Origin of the sequence: Microcystis sp. (genome assembly GCF_048564745.1) — a bacterium.
Classification (GTDB): Bacteria; Cyanobacteriota; Cyanobacteriia; order Cyanobacteriales; family Microcystaceae; genus Microcystis; species Microcystis ichthyoblabe_A.
On sequence record NZ_JBLZRT010000006.1, the window covers coordinates 21,233 to 38,044 of the forward strand.

General features: G+C 44.5%; 17 protein-coding genes and 2 pseudogenes. 10 read left to right on the top strand and 9 right to left on the bottom strand.

Annotation, left to right across the window (positions count from 1 at the left end; all coding sequences use genetic code 11):
- Positions 1–39 precede the first annotated feature (39 nt).
- From ACOCD9_RS00720 to ACOCD9_RS00730, 3 genes are all read left to right on the top strand, one after another.
- Entirely contained in the window at positions 40–1,230 is a 1,191-nt protein-coding gene (locus tag ACOCD9_RS00720; protein WP_419546149.1) for a glycosyltransferase family 4 protein, read from the top strand.
- Between the two features lie 90 nt (positions 1,231–1,320).
- On the top strand, positions 1,321–1,938 hold the full coding sequence (locus ACOCD9_RS00725) for a CP12 domain-containing protein (protein WP_002756663.1): 618 nt from the start codon (positions 1,321–1,323) through the stop codon (positions 1,936–1,938).
- 96 nt (positions 1,939–2,034) lie between these two features.
- Positions 2,035–2,541, top strand: a complete 507-nt coding sequence (locus ACOCD9_RS00730; protein ID WP_419546150.1) for a DUF1269 domain-containing protein — start codon at positions 2,035–2,037, stop codon at positions 2,539–2,541.
- A gap of 226 nt (positions 2,542–2,767) precedes the next feature.
- Here the strand turns inward: ACOCD9_RS00730 and ACOCD9_RS00735 are convergent, their stop codons facing one another.
- Together ACOCD9_RS00735 and acs are read right to left on the bottom strand one after the other, a co-directional pair.
- Entirely contained in the window at positions 2,768–3,217 is a 450-nt protein-coding gene (locus tag ACOCD9_RS00735) for a hypothetical protein (RefSeq protein WP_271947462.1), read from the bottom strand.
- Between the two features lie 434 nt (positions 3,218–3,651).
- Positions 3,652–5,622 carry an acetate--CoA ligase gene (acs, locus tag ACOCD9_RS00740; protein WP_419546151.1) on the bottom strand — a complete coding sequence of 657 codons (1,971 nt, stop codon included), beginning with the start codon at positions 5,620–5,622 and terminating at the stop codon, positions 3,652–3,654.
- A gap of 251 nt (positions 5,623–5,873) precedes the next feature.
- Here acs and psaC point away from each other — a divergent pair, with 251 nt between their 5' ends.
- Entirely contained in the window at positions 5,874–6,119 is a 246-nt protein-coding gene (gene psaC, locus ACOCD9_RS00745) for a photosystem I iron-sulfur center protein PsaC (RefSeq protein WP_002764973.1), read from the top strand.
- A gap of 300 nt (positions 6,120–6,419) precedes the next feature.
- Here the strand turns inward: psaC and ACOCD9_RS00750 are convergent, their stop codons facing one another.
- Positions 6,420–7,130, bottom strand: coding sequence for a Uma2 family endonuclease (locus ACOCD9_RS00750; protein ID WP_287714832.1), 711 nt, complete (start codon positions 7,128–7,130; stop codon positions 6,420–6,422).
- 75 nt (positions 7,131–7,205) lie between these two features.
- On the opposite strand from ACOCD9_RS00750, the gene ACOCD9_RS00755 reads away from it, so the two are divergent.
- Complete coding sequence (locus ACOCD9_RS00755; RefSeq protein WP_419546152.1) at positions 7,206–7,934, top strand: ABC transporter ATP-binding protein; 729 nt, start codon at positions 7,206–7,208, stop codon at positions 7,932–7,934.
- 2 nt (positions 7,935–7,936) lie between these two features.
- Here ACOCD9_RS00755 and ACOCD9_RS00760 read toward each other — a convergent pair whose 3' ends face one another.
- Positions 7,937–8,707: a class II glutamine amidotransferase gene (locus tag ACOCD9_RS00760; RefSeq protein ID WP_353737342.1), complete on the bottom strand. Its 771-nt coding sequence runs from the start codon at positions 8,705–8,707 to the stop codon at positions 7,937–7,939.
- 447 nt (positions 8,708–9,154) lie between these two features.
- Here ACOCD9_RS00760 and thrC point away from each other — a divergent pair, with 447 nt between their 5' ends.
- Entirely contained in the window at positions 9,155–10,264 is a 1,110-nt protein-coding gene (gene thrC / locus ACOCD9_RS00765; RefSeq protein ID WP_008203543.1) for a threonine synthase, read from the top strand.
- 29 nt (positions 10,265–10,293) lie between these two features.
- On the opposite strand, the gene hisB is transcribed toward thrC, so the two are convergent.
- The 3 genes from hisB to ACOCD9_RS00780 all read right to left on the bottom strand — a co-directional run bounded on the left by hisB (position 10,294) and on the right by ACOCD9_RS00780 (position 13,437).
- Positions 10,294–10,923 (bottom strand): imidazoleglycerol-phosphate dehydratase HisB, encoded by a 630-nt coding sequence (hisB, locus tag ACOCD9_RS00770; protein WP_002801689.1) that lies wholly within the window; start codon positions 10,921–10,923, stop codon positions 10,294–10,296.
- A 209-nt stretch (positions 10,924–11,132) separates the two neighbouring features.
- Positions 11,133–12,626, bottom strand: a complete 1,494-nt coding sequence (locus ACOCD9_RS00775) for a TonB protein (protein WP_419546153.1) — start codon at positions 12,624–12,626, stop codon at positions 11,133–11,135.
- A gap of 151 nt (positions 12,627–12,777) precedes the next feature.
- Complete coding sequence (locus ACOCD9_RS00780) at positions 12,778–13,437, bottom strand: hypothetical protein (protein ID WP_287700300.1); 660 nt, start codon at positions 13,435–13,437, stop codon at positions 12,778–12,780.
- 503 nt (positions 13,438–13,940) lie between these two features.
- Between ACOCD9_RS00780 and ACOCD9_RS00785 the strand changes: the two genes are divergently transcribed.
- The gene (locus tag ACOCD9_RS00785) at positions 13,941–14,153 is read left to right on the top strand and encodes a chlorophyll a/b-binding protein (protein ID WP_002732553.1); all 213 of its coding nucleotides are present in this window, start codon (positions 13,941–13,943) and stop codon (positions 14,151–14,153) included.
- Between the two features lie 58 nt (positions 14,154–14,211).
- Here ACOCD9_RS00785 and dapF read toward each other — a convergent pair whose 3' ends face one another.
- Positions 14,212–15,057 (bottom strand): diaminopimelate epimerase, encoded by an 846-nt coding sequence (gene dapF, locus ACOCD9_RS00790; RefSeq protein ID WP_419546154.1) that lies wholly within the window; start codon positions 15,055–15,057, stop codon positions 14,212–14,214.
- 61 nt (positions 15,058–15,118) lie between these two features.
- Here dapF and ACOCD9_RS00795 point away from each other — a divergent pair, with 61 nt between their 5' ends.
- The 3 genes and pseudogenes from ACOCD9_RS00795 (at position 15,119) to ACOCD9_RS00805 (ending at position 16,497) form a co-directional block, all read left to right on the top strand.
- A complete protein-coding gene (locus ACOCD9_RS00795; RefSeq protein ID WP_002756689.1) occupies positions 15,119–15,331 on the top strand; it encodes an Hfq-related RNA-binding protein in 213 nt (70 codons plus the stop codon).
- Positions 15,332–15,691: 360 nt separating this feature from the next.
- Positions 15,692–15,904 (top strand): annotated as a pseudogene (locus ACOCD9_RS00800) (glycosyltransferase); the annotation flags it as partial.
- Between the two features lie 137 nt (positions 15,905–16,041).
- Entirely contained in the window at positions 16,042–16,497 is a 456-nt protein-coding gene (locus tag ACOCD9_RS00805) for a GtrA family protein (RefSeq protein ID WP_419546155.1), read from the top strand.
- Positions 16,498–16,692: 195 nt separating this feature from the next.
- Here ACOCD9_RS00805 and ACOCD9_RS00810 read toward each other — a convergent pair.
- Positions 16,693–16,812 (bottom strand): annotated as a pseudogene (locus tag ACOCD9_RS00810) (IS5/IS1182 family transposase); the annotation flags it as partial.

Sequence of the window (16,812 nt, forward strand, 5' to 3'; positions counted from 1 at the left end):
ATTACTTACCAGCTTAAATCAGGTCGAGGTTAGGGAAAAATGAGGATTTTAGTGTTAGCGTGGGAATTTCCACCGCGATTAGTGGGCGGTATCGCCCGCCATGTCGCCGAACTCTATCCCGAAATCGTCAAACTCGGTCATGAAGTCCATTTAATCACGATCGAATTCGGTCAGGCCCCCAGTTATGAACTGGTGGAAGGTATTCACATCCACCGCGTCCCCGTACCCCCCGGCAATGACTTTTTCCATTGGGTGGTCAACATGAATAACAGCATGGGACAACAAGGCGGCAAAATAATCGCCGAATACGGAAAATTTGACCTTGTTCACGCCCACGATTGGTTAGTAGGGGATGCAGCCATCGCCCTGAAACATCTCTTTAAAATACCCCTGATTGCCACGATTCACGCCACGGAATACGGACGTTATAACGGACTGCACACCGACACCCAACGCTATATCGCCGGCAAAGAGGGAACCCTCGTCTATAATGCTTGGCGCGTCATCGTCTGTACCGGCTATATGCGTCATGAAGTCCATCGGGCCTTGGGCGCACCCTGGGATAAAATCGATGTGGTTTATAACGGTATTCGGGCCGAGAAAAAGCAAAGAGACCCTAACTTTGATTACCGAGCTTTTCGTCGTCAATATGCCGAAGATTACGAAAAAATCGTCTATTACGTCGGGCGCATGACCTTTGAAAAGGGGGTTTCGGTGTTACTCAACGCTGCCCCAAAAGTCCTCGCTCAGACTGGGGCTAAAACTAAATTTGTTATTATCGGTGGCGGCAATACCGACAAACTTAAACAACAGGCCTGGCATCTCGGTATCTGGCATCATTGTTATTTTACGGGCTTTATGTCCGATGAAAACCTCGATCGCTTCCAAACCGTGGCCGATTGTGCCGTTTTTCCCAGTCTTTACGAACCTTTTGGCATTGTCGCCCTGGAAAGTTTCGCCGCTAGGGTTCCCGTGGTAGTTTCCGATACCTGCGGTTTTCCCGAAGTTGTCCGTCATGGTCAAACGGGAATTGTCACCCGGGTCAATAATCCCGATTCCCTCGCTTGGGGCATTTTGGAGGTTTTAAATCATCCCGAATACGCCCAAAAATTAGTTAATAACGCCTATGAAGACCTAGAAAAACGCTTTCATTGGGCGAATTTAGCCCGTCAAACCGAGACAGTATATGGTTTGGTTGTCCAAGAACGACAACTGGTGGAATGGCGTTAATAGGGGATCAGTTTTTTAGCCGTCAGCCGTCAGTATTAGGGGTCAGTTTATACCCTAAAATAACAAAGGCACAACTTAACTTCTCCAACTATGACTATGAAAGCAGCTGAAATTATGACCACGGAGGTGGCCAAGATTAAAGGTTCTGAAACCGTTGCCAAAGCGGTGCAATTGATGAGAGAAAAGAACATTAGAACTCTCATTGTTGATCGCCGTCACGATGAAGATGCTTACGGAATTATCACCGAAACCGATATTGTCTATAAAGTCGTCGCTTTCGGTCAAGATCCGCAAAAAGTGCGCGTCTATGAAGTGATGAGCAAACCCTGCATCGTGATTAATCCCGACCTCGGGGTTGAATATGTGGCCCGCTTATTTGCTAATACTGGTATTCGTTTCGCACCGGTAATTAAAGGCGGTTTGCTCGGTGTTATCTCTGTTAGTGACATTCTCCATAAAGGTAACGCCGTCGAAAAGCCCCGCAGTCTTGATTTAGAAGCGGAGATTATCAAAGCTAGAGATATTGCCCGGGCAGTCTGTGCTGAAAAAGGAGGAAATTCTCCCGATTGTGCCGCAGCTTGGGATATTGTTGAGGAATTACAGGCAGAATTGGCACACCAACGCGCTAAAAAACCGGAAAAAACCTATTTTGAGGAATACTGTCAAGAAAATCCCGATGCTTTTGAAGCGCGTATTTATGACACCTAATCCCCATGGGTTTTCGGTATTCTCCGGTACCTCAAACTTTTAATCCGGCAAAAGTAGTGTATAAAGGTTTTATTTGTTAATAATCGAGGAAAAACTATGGCTGATCTATTTGTCATCGCCTATGAGGACGAATTTAAAGCGGAAGAAGTTCGTTTAACTTTGGCCAAGCTGCAACGGGAACATCTGATCGAGCTAGAAGATGCTGCCGTAGTGGTTAAAAACAAAGATGGTGAGATTAAACTCAAGCAAGCGGTCAATTTAACGGCAGCGGGAGCCGCTAGTGGCAGTTTCTGGGGGTTATTAATCGGAATGCTCTTTTTATCCCCTTTATTAGGGGCCGTCCTCGGTGCTGCTGGTGGCGCTTTGGGAGGTGCTTTAAGTGATATCGGTGTGGATGACAATTTTATGCGGGAATTGGGAGAAACCCTGCAGCCAGGTACATCTGCTCTCTTTGTTCTCGTCCAAAAAGTTACCCCCGATAAGGTCCTCGATGAAGTGGCCCCCTACGGAGGTAAAGTGTTACGCACTTCTTTGACCAAAACCGACGAAGCGGAATTACAGAAAATTCTCGACCAAAGGGGTGTTAAACCCGAAATCGTTTAGGATATGGGTCCATAAAAGCTAGAAAAAGGGAATATATTTCCCTTTTTGCTTTTTTAGAGAATTTCCTAATCTCATGAGGTACGATAATTATTAATATTTAGTTATCAGTCATTTGAAGTAGCCAGACAAAATTCAAGTTAATGCTAAGAGAAGAGAAAAGGGAACAGCGACGATTAATTAACAGCCTTTCTCATAAAACTGTTATATAGCAATTCTCTTGCTGAGATTAGGGATTATTGTCGATAAAAAAACTTCTAAATCCCACGGCTAGTAAGGAACCACTTAGGACAGTTATCAATGTCCAAATTTGATTTTTTTGGGTTCCTTCGACTTTCTCTAAGCGTTTATTCATGTCATCAAATTTACTATCAAGAGTTTTAATATCACCTTTAACTTCCGTGAGTTCAATCTTTAAATCGGTAGTATCTTTTTGAACAGTTTTGACATCAGCTTTCATTTCCGCTTGTCCATTCTCGATCACCTTCAATCGATTGTCAACCTCAATCAGTCGAGTTTCCATGGTAGTGAGTCGAGTTTCCATGGTAGTGAGTCGATTGTCCATGGTAGTGAGTCGATTGTCGATCTCGTTGAATCGATGTTCGATTATCTTCTGTCCATTGAGGATTAAATCTTCTAGTCTTTTTAAATCATTATCGGTAGTAGTGGTGGTGGTCATTGATTAAACTCCTATAATTTCAATTCGCTCTTATCTTTAATTATTACAGCCTTTCTTATAAACATGAAGTATGATCGGCTCTCTTGGGTTAGGTGGGTAAAATATATTATAGGATACATTCCTGCTGGCGGTCGCAACGCGCTCGCTACGCGAGACCAACTGGAACGAACCACAAAGACACAAAGGACACAAAGATTGATCGCTTCTAGATAATCTAAACTTATCACACAAAAAATTAAGAGAGCTTATTAGCTAATTTGGTATTGACAACCGACTCCACACTTCCCATTCTCCTATACCTTTTAAAGAGGATTATTATTAGCTATAGATTTGGTGCTTGAGCAAATATGTTCACCGAGAATCACTCCCGTTAGAGTGAGATAAGATTAACTCTTATTCCTCACCCTAACTACTAGGAAAAACCGCCAATTAAATTACGCACCTTGGCGCAATTTATCCAAAACCGATCGATCCTCTAGAGTAGAAGTATCACCGGAAATCTCTTGACCTGATGCTAAAGTTCGCAAGAGACGACGCATAATTTTACCCGATCGCGTTTTTGGCAGCACATCGGTAAAACGGATTTCTCCCGGTCGGGCAATAATGCCAATTTCCTTGACAACGTGGTCTTTTAATGCTTGCGCTAACTCCGGACTCGCTTCATAATGCCCCTCGAGAGTCACAAAAGCATAGACTTCTTCCCCCTTAATTTCATCCGGTCGTCCCACCACAGCCGCCTCTGCTACTGCGGGATGAGATACTAAAGCTGATTCGATCTCCATTGTCCCTAAACGGTGGCCAGAAACGCTCATCACGTCATCGACGCGCCCCATTACCCAGAAATAACCGTCTTCGTCCCGACGGCTACCATCCCCGGCAAAATAGAGATATTGGCCATCTTTGGGGGCGATCTGTTCCCAGTAGGTATTGCGGAAGCGATCGGGATTTTTATAGACTGTTCGCATCATACCGGGCCAGGGATGTTTGACCACCAGATAACCCCCCTCATTCGCTTGGGCGGGATTACCGTCTAAGTCCACCACTTCGGCCATAATACCGGGGAAAGGTAGGGTTGCTGACCCCGGTTTGGTGGCAATTGCCCCGGGTAAGGGAGTAATCATAATTCCCCCGGTTTCCGTTTGCCACCAAGTATCGACAATCGGACATTTTTCCTTACCGATAACTCGGTGATACCACATCCACGCTTCCGGGTTAATCGGTTCTCCCACGGTTCCCAGTAAGCGCAAAGAGGATAAATCCCGGCTATTGGGGATATCTTCACCCATTTTGATAAAAGCGCGGATAGCAGTGGGGGCAGTATAAAAGATATTAACCCGATATTTCTCGATTACATCCCAAAAACAGCCTAAATTAGAGGGACGGGGAACCCCTTCATACATTACCGTGGTGGCACCATTGGAAAGCGGTCCGTAAACGATATAACTATGGCCGGTAATCCAACCCACATCGGCAGTACACCAGTAAACATCGGTGTCTTTCAGGTCAAAAATCCATTTGCAGGTGACATGGGTGTAGAGATTATAACCGCCGGTGGTGTGGACGACTCCTTTCGGTTTGCCGGTGGAACCACTGGTATAGAGGATAAATAACATATCTTCGCTATCCATCGGTTCGGCCGGACAGTTAGCAGATACCTGTTTTTGTAGATCATGCCACCAGTAATCGCGATCGGCAACCATATTGATGGGTTCCTTGCTGCGCTGGACAACGAGAACTTTTTCCACACTGGGGGCGCTATTATCGGCTAGAGCCAGATCTACCTGTTCCTTGAGGGCAACGACTTTATCCTTGCGGAAACCACCATCGGCAGTGATTACCACCTTAGCGGCCGCATCATTAAGACGATCGCGCAAAGCATCGGCACTAAATCCCCCAAAAACTACACTGTGGGGCGCACCAATTCTGGCACAGGCTAACATGGCGATGGCCGCTTCGGGAATCATCGGCATATAAATTCCGACCACATCGCCTTTTTTAACGCCTAATTCCTTTAAAGCGTTGGCAAATTGACAGACTTCTCGGTGTAGCTGTTCATAGGTAATGGTGCGGCTGTCCCCCGGTTCTCCTTCCCAGATGATGGCGGCTTTATTACGTCTCCAGGTGGTGAGATGTCTGTCAATACAGTTGTAACAAATATTAATCTTGCCGTTGACGAACCATTTAGCAAAGGGGGGCTGCCAGTCAAGAACCTCTGACCATTTTTCAAACCAATGTAGTTCTTTTTCGGCTAATTGGGCCCAAAAAGCTGGGGGATCGGCCTTGGCTTTGGCGTAGAGTTGCTGGTATTCTTCAAGGCTTTTAATGGTGGCATTCTGGGCAAATTCGGCACTGGGGGGAAACAGCCGATTTTCCTGTAGGATCGATTCGATCGCTATTTCTGTCATACTGGCAAACGAAATAAATTATCTTGCGATCCAGATTACCTTTTTCGGTTCCCCCCGTAACCTTGGCAAGCAATTCTTTAAGGCTATTTTAGGATTACTCGATCCCCAACTAGCGATCGCCATTTAGCCCCAAGTGTTACAGAGTTTAAAGTTATGTCACCGATCAAGCGATGAACAGATCGCTGTAAGGTAAACTAACCGATAAACCCGAAATTTAACATGGAGAACACTCGGTAAGGAGTCATAATTCAATGTCTCATAGCGTTAAAATTTACGATACCTGTATCGGTTGCACCCAATGCGTTCGGGCTTGTCCCCTCGACGTGCTGGAAATGGTCCCCTGGGATGGCTGTAAAGCTGCCCAGATTGCCTCTTCCCCCCGCACGGAAGATTGTGTTGGTTGCAAACGTTGCGAAACCGCTTGTCCGACGGATTTCTTGAGCATTCGGGTTTATCTCGGAGCAGAAACCACCCGCAGCATGGGTCTAGCCTACTAGGCCCGGCAATCATTCTGTGTTTATCATTTAGCGAAAACTAATCTTGTTAAGAGGACTAACCAGTCCTCTTTTTTCGTTATACTCCCGTCGCTAGTGAAGATTTTAGTTAGGGCTGGCTAAATAAATCTAAAAACCTTGTTGGATAAGGCTTTTAGACCTTTTTGAAATCCAAAAGTCCCAGACCTTGGGGTGATCGGGGGGGAAATTTAGGCACTTTTTCCCTGAAAATGGGTAAAACCCTACACCCCACACCCCACACCCCACACCCTGCCCCCACCGAAAAACTTTTTGCCGCAAACCCTAGTTAGGTAATTCCCCAAAAAGTTGACGATATTTTTGCAGTTTTGCCTCCATTTCTGCTAACTGCTGATTGACCTGTTCTGCGCGTTGGCGTTCATTTTCTGCGCGTTGGCGTTCATTTTCTGCCCGTTGCTTTTCCTGCTCCAGTAGTTGATTAATTTCGCTGTAGGACAAGAATTGAGTACCATCAGGACGATAAATTTTTAACTCGTCGGTTAAGGCAAAACGAATGCCTAAACGGGGACTCACCCAATTATTAACCTCACTAACACTGTCTAAACTGTCACCAATTCGCTGCCAAGCTTCTAGACTATTATCATCGGGATCATAGACGTAGTATTCTTGGACTCCATAGCGATCATAAAATAGCAATTTTTTGGCCATTTCGATGGAGGTATTATTGGGAGAAAGAATCTCAAAGACGACTTGAGGAGCAAGATTATCTTCTTGCCATTGTTTGTAGGAACCTCGATCGCCTTTCGGTCTGCCAAATACTACCATCGTATCAGGAGCATCGGCAATTTTCGGCTGGCCTTCCACGGGATACCACAACAGATCCCCCGCTACAAATACCTGGGGATCATCGATATATAACCAGTCGAGATTCTGCTTAATCGTTACTATCCAGTGAAATTGTTTAGTATTATCTGCCATCGGTTTACCGTCGCTCTCAGGATAGATAATCTCGTTTTTGTTAACTTGACTAACCATGGGGAATACCTGCCGAACTCATTGGGCTATTTTCATTATATAATAAATTTGAACTAAGTAAGGAAAAGACCGATCTTGATTTTAGAACTAGAGCAAGTAAATTTAGCTATCCGACGCGGCAGCGCTTATCTGTTAGAAGATATTACTTTTAGCATCAAGCAAGGAGAAAAGTTAGCTATTGTCGGAGCATCTGGGGCAGGAAAAACGACTATTTTACGATTGTTAAATCGTTTGCAGGAACCAAGCACGGGAAATATTTATTTTCAAGGTAAATCGATTCAGGAAATACCGGTTATTTCCCTGCGACAACAGATAGTTTTATTGCTACAAGAGTCGAAATTATTAGGGATGACTGTTCGAGATGCTCTCGCTTATCCTTTGCAATTAAAAAAACTTACTCCTGCGGAAATTAATCAGAGAATTGACCGTTGGACATCCCTATTAAAGATTCCTGAACAGTGGTTTGAGCGCGGGGAGTTAGAATTATCTTTAGGACAAAGACAATTAGTGGCAATTACCAGAGCTTTGCTGTTAGAACCGAGCATACTGTTATTAGATGAACCCACCTCCGCTCTAGATACAGGCACGGCCAGCAGGTTATTAGAAGTATTAAATAATCAAAGTTCAATGACGATAATTATGGTCAATCATCAACTAGATTTTTTAGAGGAATTTGCCGAGCGAGTCATTTATCTAGAAGCGGGAAAAATTGGTTCAGATTGCCTCGCCCATCAATTAGATTGGTTAGGGCTAAAAACTCAGTTAATTGACTTAGAAAAATCTCGACAAAGTGACCACTGGTAAGATTAACTTAAAATTGCTGCGCCCTCCTGAAAAACTAATAATTCTCCTGCATTAATCGGTGTCCAAACTTCATTATCAGTTAAGGGTGTAGTGGCAATAATTGCCACTTGATCGCCTGGATGAGCTAAAGCTTGAAAATCAACGCTCACATCTTCATCAATTAAATGAGCATGGGCAAAAGGATATTGACGGATTATATAGCTTAATTTTGTCGAACAATGGGCAAAAAAATGTTCACCATCGGATAAAAGATAATTAAAAATTCCTTGACAAGCGATAGAGTTTGTGATAGTTTTTAGGACTTGATAGAGTTGTTGTAGGGAGGGTTTGCCCTGGGGAAAAGTCTCTCGCAGGGTATTAAGAATTAAACAGAAAGCTTTTTCCGAATCCGTGTCCCCAACCGGTTGATAAAAATCTCCCGCAGGAGGTGAGAAATTTTCTAAATGACCATTATGGGCAAAAACCCAATATTTTCCCCACAATTCCCGCCGAAAAGGATGACAGTTTTCTAGTTTAATTTCTCCTTGGGTGGCTTTGCGAATATGGGCGATAACATTGGTAGAATGGATCGGATAGTTTTTAATTAATTCCGCAATCGGAGAAGCGATCGAGGGTTTAACATCAATAAAAGTTCGACAACCTAAACCCTCAAAAAAAGCGATTCCCCAACCGTCTCGATGTTCGTCGGTTTTTCCCCCCCGCGCACAAAATCCCTCGAAGGAAAAACAGATATCCGTGGGGACATTACAATTCATGCCTAAAAGTTGACACATAGTTGCTTGAGTTTGAACATCAGATGCGTGGAAAATTATTTACTGCCAGCAGCCGTGACAGGAGACAGGAGAATTTTTTCCAGCTGCCTCTTGCCTATCCTAGCTAAGAAATTAATCTGGCACTACTGCTAATTAGGGTTTACTGAAAAAGTTTCTTGGTGGGTGTTGGGTTTTACCGATTTTCAGAAGGTTTTTAGATTTATTCAGTAAACCCTAATTAAATCAACCTCTGAAAGACAAAAAAGGCAAAAAACCAAATTTATAGCGATAAAATGACAATTTTTTGCCTAAAAAGGTCATGTATTTGCTGTTATTGCCTTTTATCTCCCTGCATCCCTGTTTTAACTCCCATGAATCTGAATCGGGCGATCAAGATTAATTTTTTGGCCTGCTTATTCGATAAAATAGGAAGTTAGGCCATCTAATCAAATCTGTATCCTTAAGGCTATGACAATTATTTCTCGATCGATCCCCCAATCACCCACTAAATCCTCGTCTATCGGCGGCTGGCGCGGTTTGATCGAAGAATATCGCCAATTTCTGCCCGTAAGCAGTAAAACCCCTGTAATTACCCTCCTAGAAGGCAATACACCCCTGATCCCCGCCCCCTATCTCTCAGCACAAATCGGGCGCGATGTCAAGGTTTTTGTCAAATATGATGGCTTAAATCCCACCGGCAGCTTTAAAGACCGGGGCATGACCATGGCCATCTCGAAAGCTAAGGAAGAAGGGGCAAAAGCGGTGATTTGTGCCAGTACCGGGAACACCTCGGCGGCGGCGGCAGCCTATGCAAGAAGGGCCGGGATGCGGGCCTTTGTGATTATCCCCGATGGTTATGTGGCCTTAGGAAAATTGGCCCAGGCTTTATTGTATGGAGCCGAAGTCATCGCTATTAATGGCAACTTCGATGATGCCCTCAAGATTGTCCGCCAACTATCAGAAAATTATCCCGTAACTTTAGTCAATTCCGTCAATCCCTACCGTTTAGAGGGTCAAAAAACTGCTGCTTTCGAGATTGTCGATGTCTTGGGTAATGCCCCCGACTGGTTATGTATTCCCGTGGGTAACGCGGGCAATATTAGCGCCTATTGGATGGGATTCTGTCAGTATCACCAGATAGGCAAATGTGACCGACTGCCGAAGATGATGGGTTTTCAGGCCGCTGGGGCTGCCCCTTTTATCTCCAAACAACCGGTTGACCATCCCGAAACCCTAGCCACGGCTATCCGTATCGGCAACCCCGCTAACTGGGAAAAAGCTTGGGCTGCTAGTCACGCTAGTCAAGGGCAATTTCACGCGGTCAGCGATGAGGAAATATTGGCAGCCTATCGGATTTTAGGGGGCCAAGAGGGGGTTTTCTGTGAACCAGCCAGCGCCGCTTCTGTGGCAGGATTATTAAAAGTGCATCAACAGGTTCCCGATGGGGCCACCGTAGTGTGTGTTTTAACGGGAAATGGACTAAAAGACCCAGATTCGGCGGTAAAATACAGCAATAACCAACTAAAATCTGGGATTGCTCCCGAATTAACCCAAGTTGCTCAAATTATGGGCTTCTAAGCTAACGTTAATTCGGTTAAGCAGTGCTTCTATAAAACTCCCTTAGAACTGGGAATTATACCGGCGCGACGGGGATCGATCGCTATGGCCCCACTCATCGCCCGGGCAAAAGCTTTAAAAGTAGCCTCAATAATATGATGGGAATTAATCCCGTCTAATTGGCGAATATGTAGGGTCATTTGACTGTGATTGACCAAAGCGACAAAAAATTCCCGCACTAGCTGAGTATCGTAGGTTCCCACTCTTTGGGTGGGAATTTCTAGACCATAACTGAGGTGGGGACGACCGGAAAAATCGAGGGCAACCTGCACTAAAGCTTCATCGAGAGGGGCGACAAAATGCCCGAAACGGACGATCCCTTTTTTGTCGCCTAAAGCTTGCAGTAAAGCTTGTCCGAGGGTGATTCCCACGTCTTCATTGGTGTGATGGTCATCAATTTCTAGATCTCCGGTGGCACGCACATCGAGATCAATCGCAGCGTGGGAGGCGATTTGCTGCAACATATGATCAAGAAAGGGAATTCCTGTCTGGGCGCGACAATTGCCGCTACCATCAAGATCGATCGTCACCTGTACATCGGTTTCTTTGGTAGTACGACTAACCGAGGCGCGACGGCAAGGTGAGACAAAAGAATCGGGTATCTGGGAAGTGGAAATCATTTAAGTAAAAATAAGTAGGTAGCCGTTAAAAATTATCAGATGCCCCCCTTATTAAGGGGGGATTAAGGGGGGATCGGCCCCCCCTTATTAAGGGGGGATTAAGGAGGGATCGAATTATGGACTAGGGAGATGAGAGTTTTTTTCAGTAATCAGTAAACTTAAAACTCACATCTGATAACTGATAACTGATAACTGATCACTGAAAAGGCCTAACTTTCTGGTTCAGTTTTAGCTTCCGCCGGCGGACCCGGGGGCAAGGCTTCCTCGCTCAGGGGTTGAGGATTTTGGCTAGTGGGGGGACTAGCGGGGGAAACCTCCGGCTGATTGAGAGCGGGGGTTTGGGGGGGAGCTTCTGGGGCTTTTTCTTCGATTATCGCTTCTTTGGGCGGTTCTGGCTGGGTTTGGACTGGATTTGGACCTGTGGTTTCGGGCGGCTTGACGTTATCCGGTTGGGGACTAACGGCGGGTTGCGGGGTTTCAATTGCTGGCGTTACGGGGGGGGAGTTACGAGTATTGAGGTTACTACCCTCCGGTTTTGGGGGATTAGCGATCGCACCTCGACACACTTCCGGGTTAGGGGCAAAACTGACTCGCACCTGATAGATTCTCGACTCACCACTGGGATTATTAAAGCGAGTTAAGCGTACTTCCCTAGCCCCCTGTTGATTGAAAATCGGGAAGCCGGCACTTTTAATCAACTGGGGTTCACTGCTGAGGCGCCCTTGAGCATCCACCGTCACCCCATAAACCGCCGTCCCCGCTAATTGACGGGAACAAGCCGTGGCGGGATAATTACCAGTCAAATTGACGGTAGTTATGCCTCTGCTGCCCTGATTGGGCTGATTTAGTTCATTTAAGGCGTTAGGATTACTTTTTTGGACTCTGGCCAGCCAATCCACCTGATTTCTCATGGCCTCCTCGTTACTGGTATTGCTTTTGTCCGCCTCTAGGGAGCGCAAACGTTCCCGCATTTCCCACATTAATTGTTGACGACGCTGTTCATCGAGGGGCGATTGACCATTCGGCTCCGGCGTGCGGGCCAAGGAATTGTTTAATTGTTCCTGCGCCTGTTGCGATGCACTACGGGGCGAATTTCGCAATCTATCTAAAGTTAGATTATCTTGGTAGGGATCGAAGTAAGGCGGCATCTGTTGGTTATTAGTCTCCCTAGGCAGATTATTATTCTCTGGCAGCGTGGGAACAGAAGGAGGACTAGGTAAACTGGGGGTAGAAGTGGGAAAATTGCGAGGAATCGGTAATCTACCCGGAGAGGGAATAGATGCCACGGGAGGGGAATAGATATTGACGGAGGGTAAAGAGGAGAGGGGAGGTAAAGGAGGTAAGGAAGGTAAAGGGGGAAGGGAAGAAACCGAGGGTAAAGGAGGTAAGGTGCTGTTATGGATGCCATCCATGGGGGGGAGAGGAGGCAAAGAGGAAGAAGACGAATTGAGGTTAGGCAGTCCGGGTAAGCTGGACAGGGAGGAGTCAAGACTGGGAAGACGTGACTGCTCTAGAGGGTTCAATTCAATCAGATTGACGTTGCGTAATTCCTTTTTTGGCTCCTGCGCTGGATTATTGAGGAAATTAGGTAAGATAATCGCTAAAATTAGGCCGTGAATACCAAGAGAAGCGGCGAACGAGAGATTATTAGAGTTAATTAGTTTATTTTCTTCGGTTTCTAGACCAAAATAGGAGGATGTCATAATCTAGTTAATTGAGCAGAGCCTTGAGGGGAAAAGTTAACTCTATTCTAATCGTCAAGGCGATTTTTTTTTCTTGAGGGCGGGGAATTAATTGGTGTCAGTACCCCACCACCCCACACCCTGCCCCTAGGAAAAACTTTTTCAGTCAACCCTACTTATACTGCGATCGAGCCACAGCTTTTAATTTGGGATATAATTCCGAAGGGTCTAACAAAGGGATAAACTCATCGATTACCGGTTTAAAATTAGCCGAAAAATTCTCCCTAGTTCCATGACCGTTAGGCGATTTAGGTACTGATTCTAATTTAAGGAATTTGGACGTTTCTGGGGTTAACTGTGAGAATAATTCCTCCAGATCACTCATACCTTTGCGAGGATCATTAAAAAGAGAAGTTTCTAAGTTTAGTAGAGAATCTTCCCTTGTGGCTTCCGCTTGTGGCTCTGGATAAGGCCGCTCAAGGGTGGCAGAAAGTATATTGATCTTTTCCTGTTTAGGGATAACTGCTGTTTTTTTGCCATTTAACTGGGAATCTGGCAGGTTTTTACAAACCAATCGCTCGAATTCCCCCGTAAAATGAAAGGTAGGATGGCCGCGACGGTGCCAAATTTTGAGGATTTCCTCCACCGAAATGACTTTGTAACGTCCCTGATAGAGTGCTTCTAAAATCGCCATGCGAATCCAATTTAGCGAATAGGTGGGCAACCAGCGCTCGATTAATTCCTGCGCTTTGTATCCTCTCATTTCAAATCGATATTGGTTGAGTATAGTCGCTATCTGCATGAGGTTGATCTCTGGGCTAATCTCTGCCATAGAATTTACAAAAACAGTGAGCGCGATCGTTACTTACGGCTACTAGCCACTCTATATACTAAGATTCTATTCAGGTTTTTCCTAGCGGTTTTTCCCCTATTCTCCCCACACTTACCCTTCCCAGCATCTTCCCTCAAGACAAGTTGACTCCCTAGGATTGGGTTCGCTTTTGGTGGCAATTTATCCCCCGCTAACCCCTACGGGGTTTAACGGCAGTCCTCTGGCAACCTTAAGATAGTTTTTGTCTTTTTCTTGATCAGGCGATCGAGTTTATACCTCTTTGGTACCACAATCTGACTAATTTGTCAAGAAAAAGGCAAAATTTTATCGATAAACCCAGATAAGGTAGAACTATAGCACTACCCTGACAGCCTAGAACCCTGCCGTTGACTGACCACCTCATCGAGTTTTTCTGAGTCCCCAGAAATTTTTTGTTAAAACTTGCAACATAACTTAACAATGTGTTACACTTCTTAACATAAGCATACAAAAGGAGCCTCCCCATGACTGCCCGCGGCTACACCACCGAAGAACAAGGAAGACTGAATAATTTTGCTGTTGAACCGAAAATGTACGTTGATAGTTCTAGCAGTCTCGGTTTTACCAAAAAAGCTGAAAAATTGAATGGCAGACTAGCTATGATTGGCTTTGTCTCTCTTTTAGCCATTGAATTGTTAACTGGTAAAGGAATCATTGCTTGGATTACCAGTCTCTAAGAATTAACAATCCCGTCGCGCTGTTCGGGGAGTTCAGTCCCCGTCCTAGCGGGTTGGTTTAGACCGTGTAAATGCCCTCAAAAACAGCTTTAGCAGGACCTGTCATGTAAACCCGGTTATCAGTTTGGGACCAGTGAATCTGAAGACAACCACCGGGCAGTTCTACGGTACAACTGCGATCGCATTTGCCCGTCAATAGGGCAGCCACTACCACAGCACAAGCACCAGTACCGCAAGCGAGAGTAATTCCCGCTCCTCTTTCCCAGACACGCATCTTCATATAATCCGGCGCGATTACTTCCACGAACTCCACATTAGTCCGTTGGGGAAAAACTGGATGATGCTCAAATTTTGGCCCGATAGTTTCTAGGGGAATAGAGGCCAGATCATCCACAAAAGTGACACAGTGGGGATTACCCATACTAACGCAAGTAACTAACCAATCTTTACCCTCCACCTCTAGGGGAACCGCGAGGACTTTTTCTGATCCATTGACCAAAGTGGTAGGGATTTCACTGCCTAGTAGTTGCGGCGGTCCCATATCAACCGTTACCTGTTCATTGGCTTCTAAACGGGGAATAATCGTTCCTGCTAGAGTATGAATACGATAGGTGCGGCCAATGGCGTTGTTAGCCTCTAAACGGGCGATAAATTGGGCTAGACAGCGAATACCGTTACCACACATTTCCGGTTCCGAACCATCAGAGTTGAAAATTCTCATGGTGTAGTCGGTTGCTGCTTGGCCGGGAAGCGCAAAAATCACGCCATCGGCACCGATGCCAAAATGTCGATCGCACATAGCCACGGCCATTTCTGGTGTGATCAGGGGTTCGGGACTGTGACGGTTATCTATCAAAATAAAATCATTGCCCAGGCCTTGATATTTGGTGAAGGGGATTCTCATCGTCAATAAAAGCTACTCAACAGGAATAATAGAGGATGAACACCTCATCGATAAACTCATTATGTCTCAATTCGATCCTGGTCTGCCGAGTATTAAACAAGTACAGAGCTATATTCAAGAGAAACGGGAAGTAGAAATTAAGTTAAGCACCGATGATCTGCTCGTTGGTCGCATCCTTTGGCAAGATGTTAACTGTCTATACCTGGTTGATCACTACGATAAACCCACTTTAATTTGGCAACAGTCTCTAGTTTATTTAAGACCCAAAGCCTAGGGGGAAATTGGCGATATTTGGCCGTGGGATGCGTCCCGGACGCATCAAAAATTCAGTAGCAAGCAGATAGCTTTTGAGCAAATGTAAGGTCAGTTGGGGTTAAGGAGATTTGGCCATGAATTTTAGCAAATAATCAGGTGGGATGGCGAGGATAGCATCAGAATTTCAGTTGCTCAAAAATTTGGGTCAAATTGCCAAATCAAGAAAGTCAGAGAGTCCAGCCGAGCGATCGCCATTCAACTTCAGATATAGATTGCCGCTCAGAGGAAAAAGAATAAGCAGATTGTCTGCTAACAATTTGGGACACTGCTGTACATAACCTGTTATACTCTTGGGCAAAACGACTCCACCGCCATTGTTATGCTGGAAAATCAGGTCATGGCAGATGCCGCCTCTAAGGAGCAGATACCTACTCTAGAATTATCGATCGTCATGCCTTGTCTCAACGAGGCGGAAACCCTGGCCACCTGTATCGGCAAAGCACGAGATTATCTGGAACGACAGAAAATTGCGGGAGAGGTGCTAATCGCCGATAATGGCAGTAGCGATGGTTCCCAGGAAATTGCCACTAATTGAGGGGCGCGGGTGGTTCCTATCCCAGAAAGGGGACTATGATCATGAGGGATTTGAATATGTGAGGACAGTTTATCTCTATTCGATATAGTAGTTACTATCGTGTAAAACAAGTTATTGCCAAAGTAATCTAAATTATGATTAATCTACTTCAAAAGAGTTTTTACAAATTTTGTTCTTTACTATCTAGTCAACAATTTCGACGATTTTTTATTTTTGGTTTAACTTGTAATATTATTTATACTGTTTCCATATATTTATTAACTGAAAAAATCAAATTTCATTACATTGCATCGGTAGTTATTGCTCTAATTTATACAAGTTTTATTGGGTTTTGCCTAAATAAGTTTTATACTTTTAATACAAGTATAAAAATGTTTTTCCCAGAATTGATAAAATACTATAATGTGATGTTTTCTGGCTTATTAATTAACGTGGCTTGGATGTTTATTTTGGTAGAAGTATTTAAACTATGGTACATGGCATCGGTAGTAATTGTGAGTGCAGGTTTAATGTTTTATAATTTTTTCTTGCACAAACACTGGAGTTTTCGTGGTTTAAATAAGCATAAAAAAGTCCATAAGAGCAGATAGTTTTCCTTGTTATTAGTAGATCAATTTCGGCGTTGTTAATTTAGTTAAGTGCAGTAAATATTATGGCAAAAAAACAATTATTGACGAGAATATTTTGCGAAGATATAAACAAATTATTCTTTGCTTGTGGGATTTTATCAATGATAATTATCAAGTTTTTTTTAATCAGAAACAGTAGATCTCTTGCAAAAGTAATCAAGATATATCCTTTTGTCGGTAACGAAGTTCGTAATTGTAGATACCAGCAATCAAATTCAATCTCAGACCAAATCGCCGTCTGCGATTTCTGTATCTTGATGAAAGTATCCGAAATAT

Excerpts from the sequence above, each read along its gene's own strand:
- ACOCD9_RS00720 (WP_419546149.1), top strand. The coding sequence starts at position 40 with ATGAGGATTTTAGTGTTAGCGTGGGAATTTCCACCGCGATTAGTGGGC.
- ACOCD9_RS00725 (WP_002756663.1), top strand. The coding sequence starts at position 1,321 with ATGACTATGAAAGCAGCTGAAATTATGACCACGGAGGTGGCCAAGATT.
- ACOCD9_RS00730 (WP_419546150.1), top strand. The coding sequence starts at position 2,035 with ATGGCTGATCTATTTGTCATCGCCTATGAGGACGAATTTAAAGCGGAA.
- ACOCD9_RS00735 (WP_271947462.1), bottom strand. The coding sequence starts at position 3,217 with ATGACCACCACCACTACTACCGATAATGATTTAAAAAGACTAGAAGAT.
- acs (WP_419546151.1), bottom strand. The coding sequence starts at position 5,622 with ATGACAGAAATAGCGATCGAATCGATCCTACAGGAAAATCGGCTGTTT.
- psaC (WP_002764973.1), top strand. The coding sequence starts at position 5,874 with ATGTCTCATAGCGTTAAAATTTACGATACCTGTATCGGTTGCACCCAA.
- ACOCD9_RS00750 (WP_287714832.1), bottom strand. The coding sequence starts at position 7,130 with ATGGTTAGTCAAGTTAACAAAAACGAGATTATCTATCCTGAGAGCGAC.
- ACOCD9_RS00760 (WP_353737342.1), bottom strand. The coding sequence starts at position 8,707 with ATGTGTCAACTTTTAGGCATGAATTGTAATGTCCCCACGGATATCTGT.
- thrC (WP_008203543.1), top strand. The coding sequence starts at position 9,155 with ATGACAATTATTTCTCGATCGATCCCCCAATCACCCACTAAATCCTCG.
- hisB (WP_002801689.1), bottom strand. The coding sequence starts at position 10,923 with ATGATTTCCACTTCCCAGATACCCGATTCTTTTGTCTCACCTTGCCGT.
- ACOCD9_RS00775 (WP_419546153.1), bottom strand. The coding sequence starts at position 12,626 with ATGACATCCTCCTATTTTGGTCTAGAAACCGAAGAAAATAAACTAATT.
- ACOCD9_RS00780 (WP_287700300.1), bottom strand. The coding sequence starts at position 13,437 with ATGGCAGAGATTAGCCCAGAGATCAACCTCATGCAGATAGCGACTATA.
- ACOCD9_RS00785 (WP_002732553.1), top strand. The coding sequence starts at position 13,941 with ATGACTGCCCGCGGCTACACCACCGAAGAACAAGGAAGACTGAATAAT.
- dapF (WP_419546154.1), bottom strand. The coding sequence starts at position 15,057 with ATGAGAATCCCCTTCACCAAATATCAAGGCCTGGGCAATGATTTTATT.
- ACOCD9_RS00795 (WP_002756689.1), top strand. The coding sequence starts at position 15,119 with ATGTCTCAATTCGATCCTGGTCTGCCGAGTATTAAACAAGTACAGAGC.
- ACOCD9_RS00805 (WP_419546155.1), top strand. The coding sequence starts at position 16,042 with ATGATTAATCTACTTCAAAAGAGTTTTTACAAATTTTGTTCTTTACTA.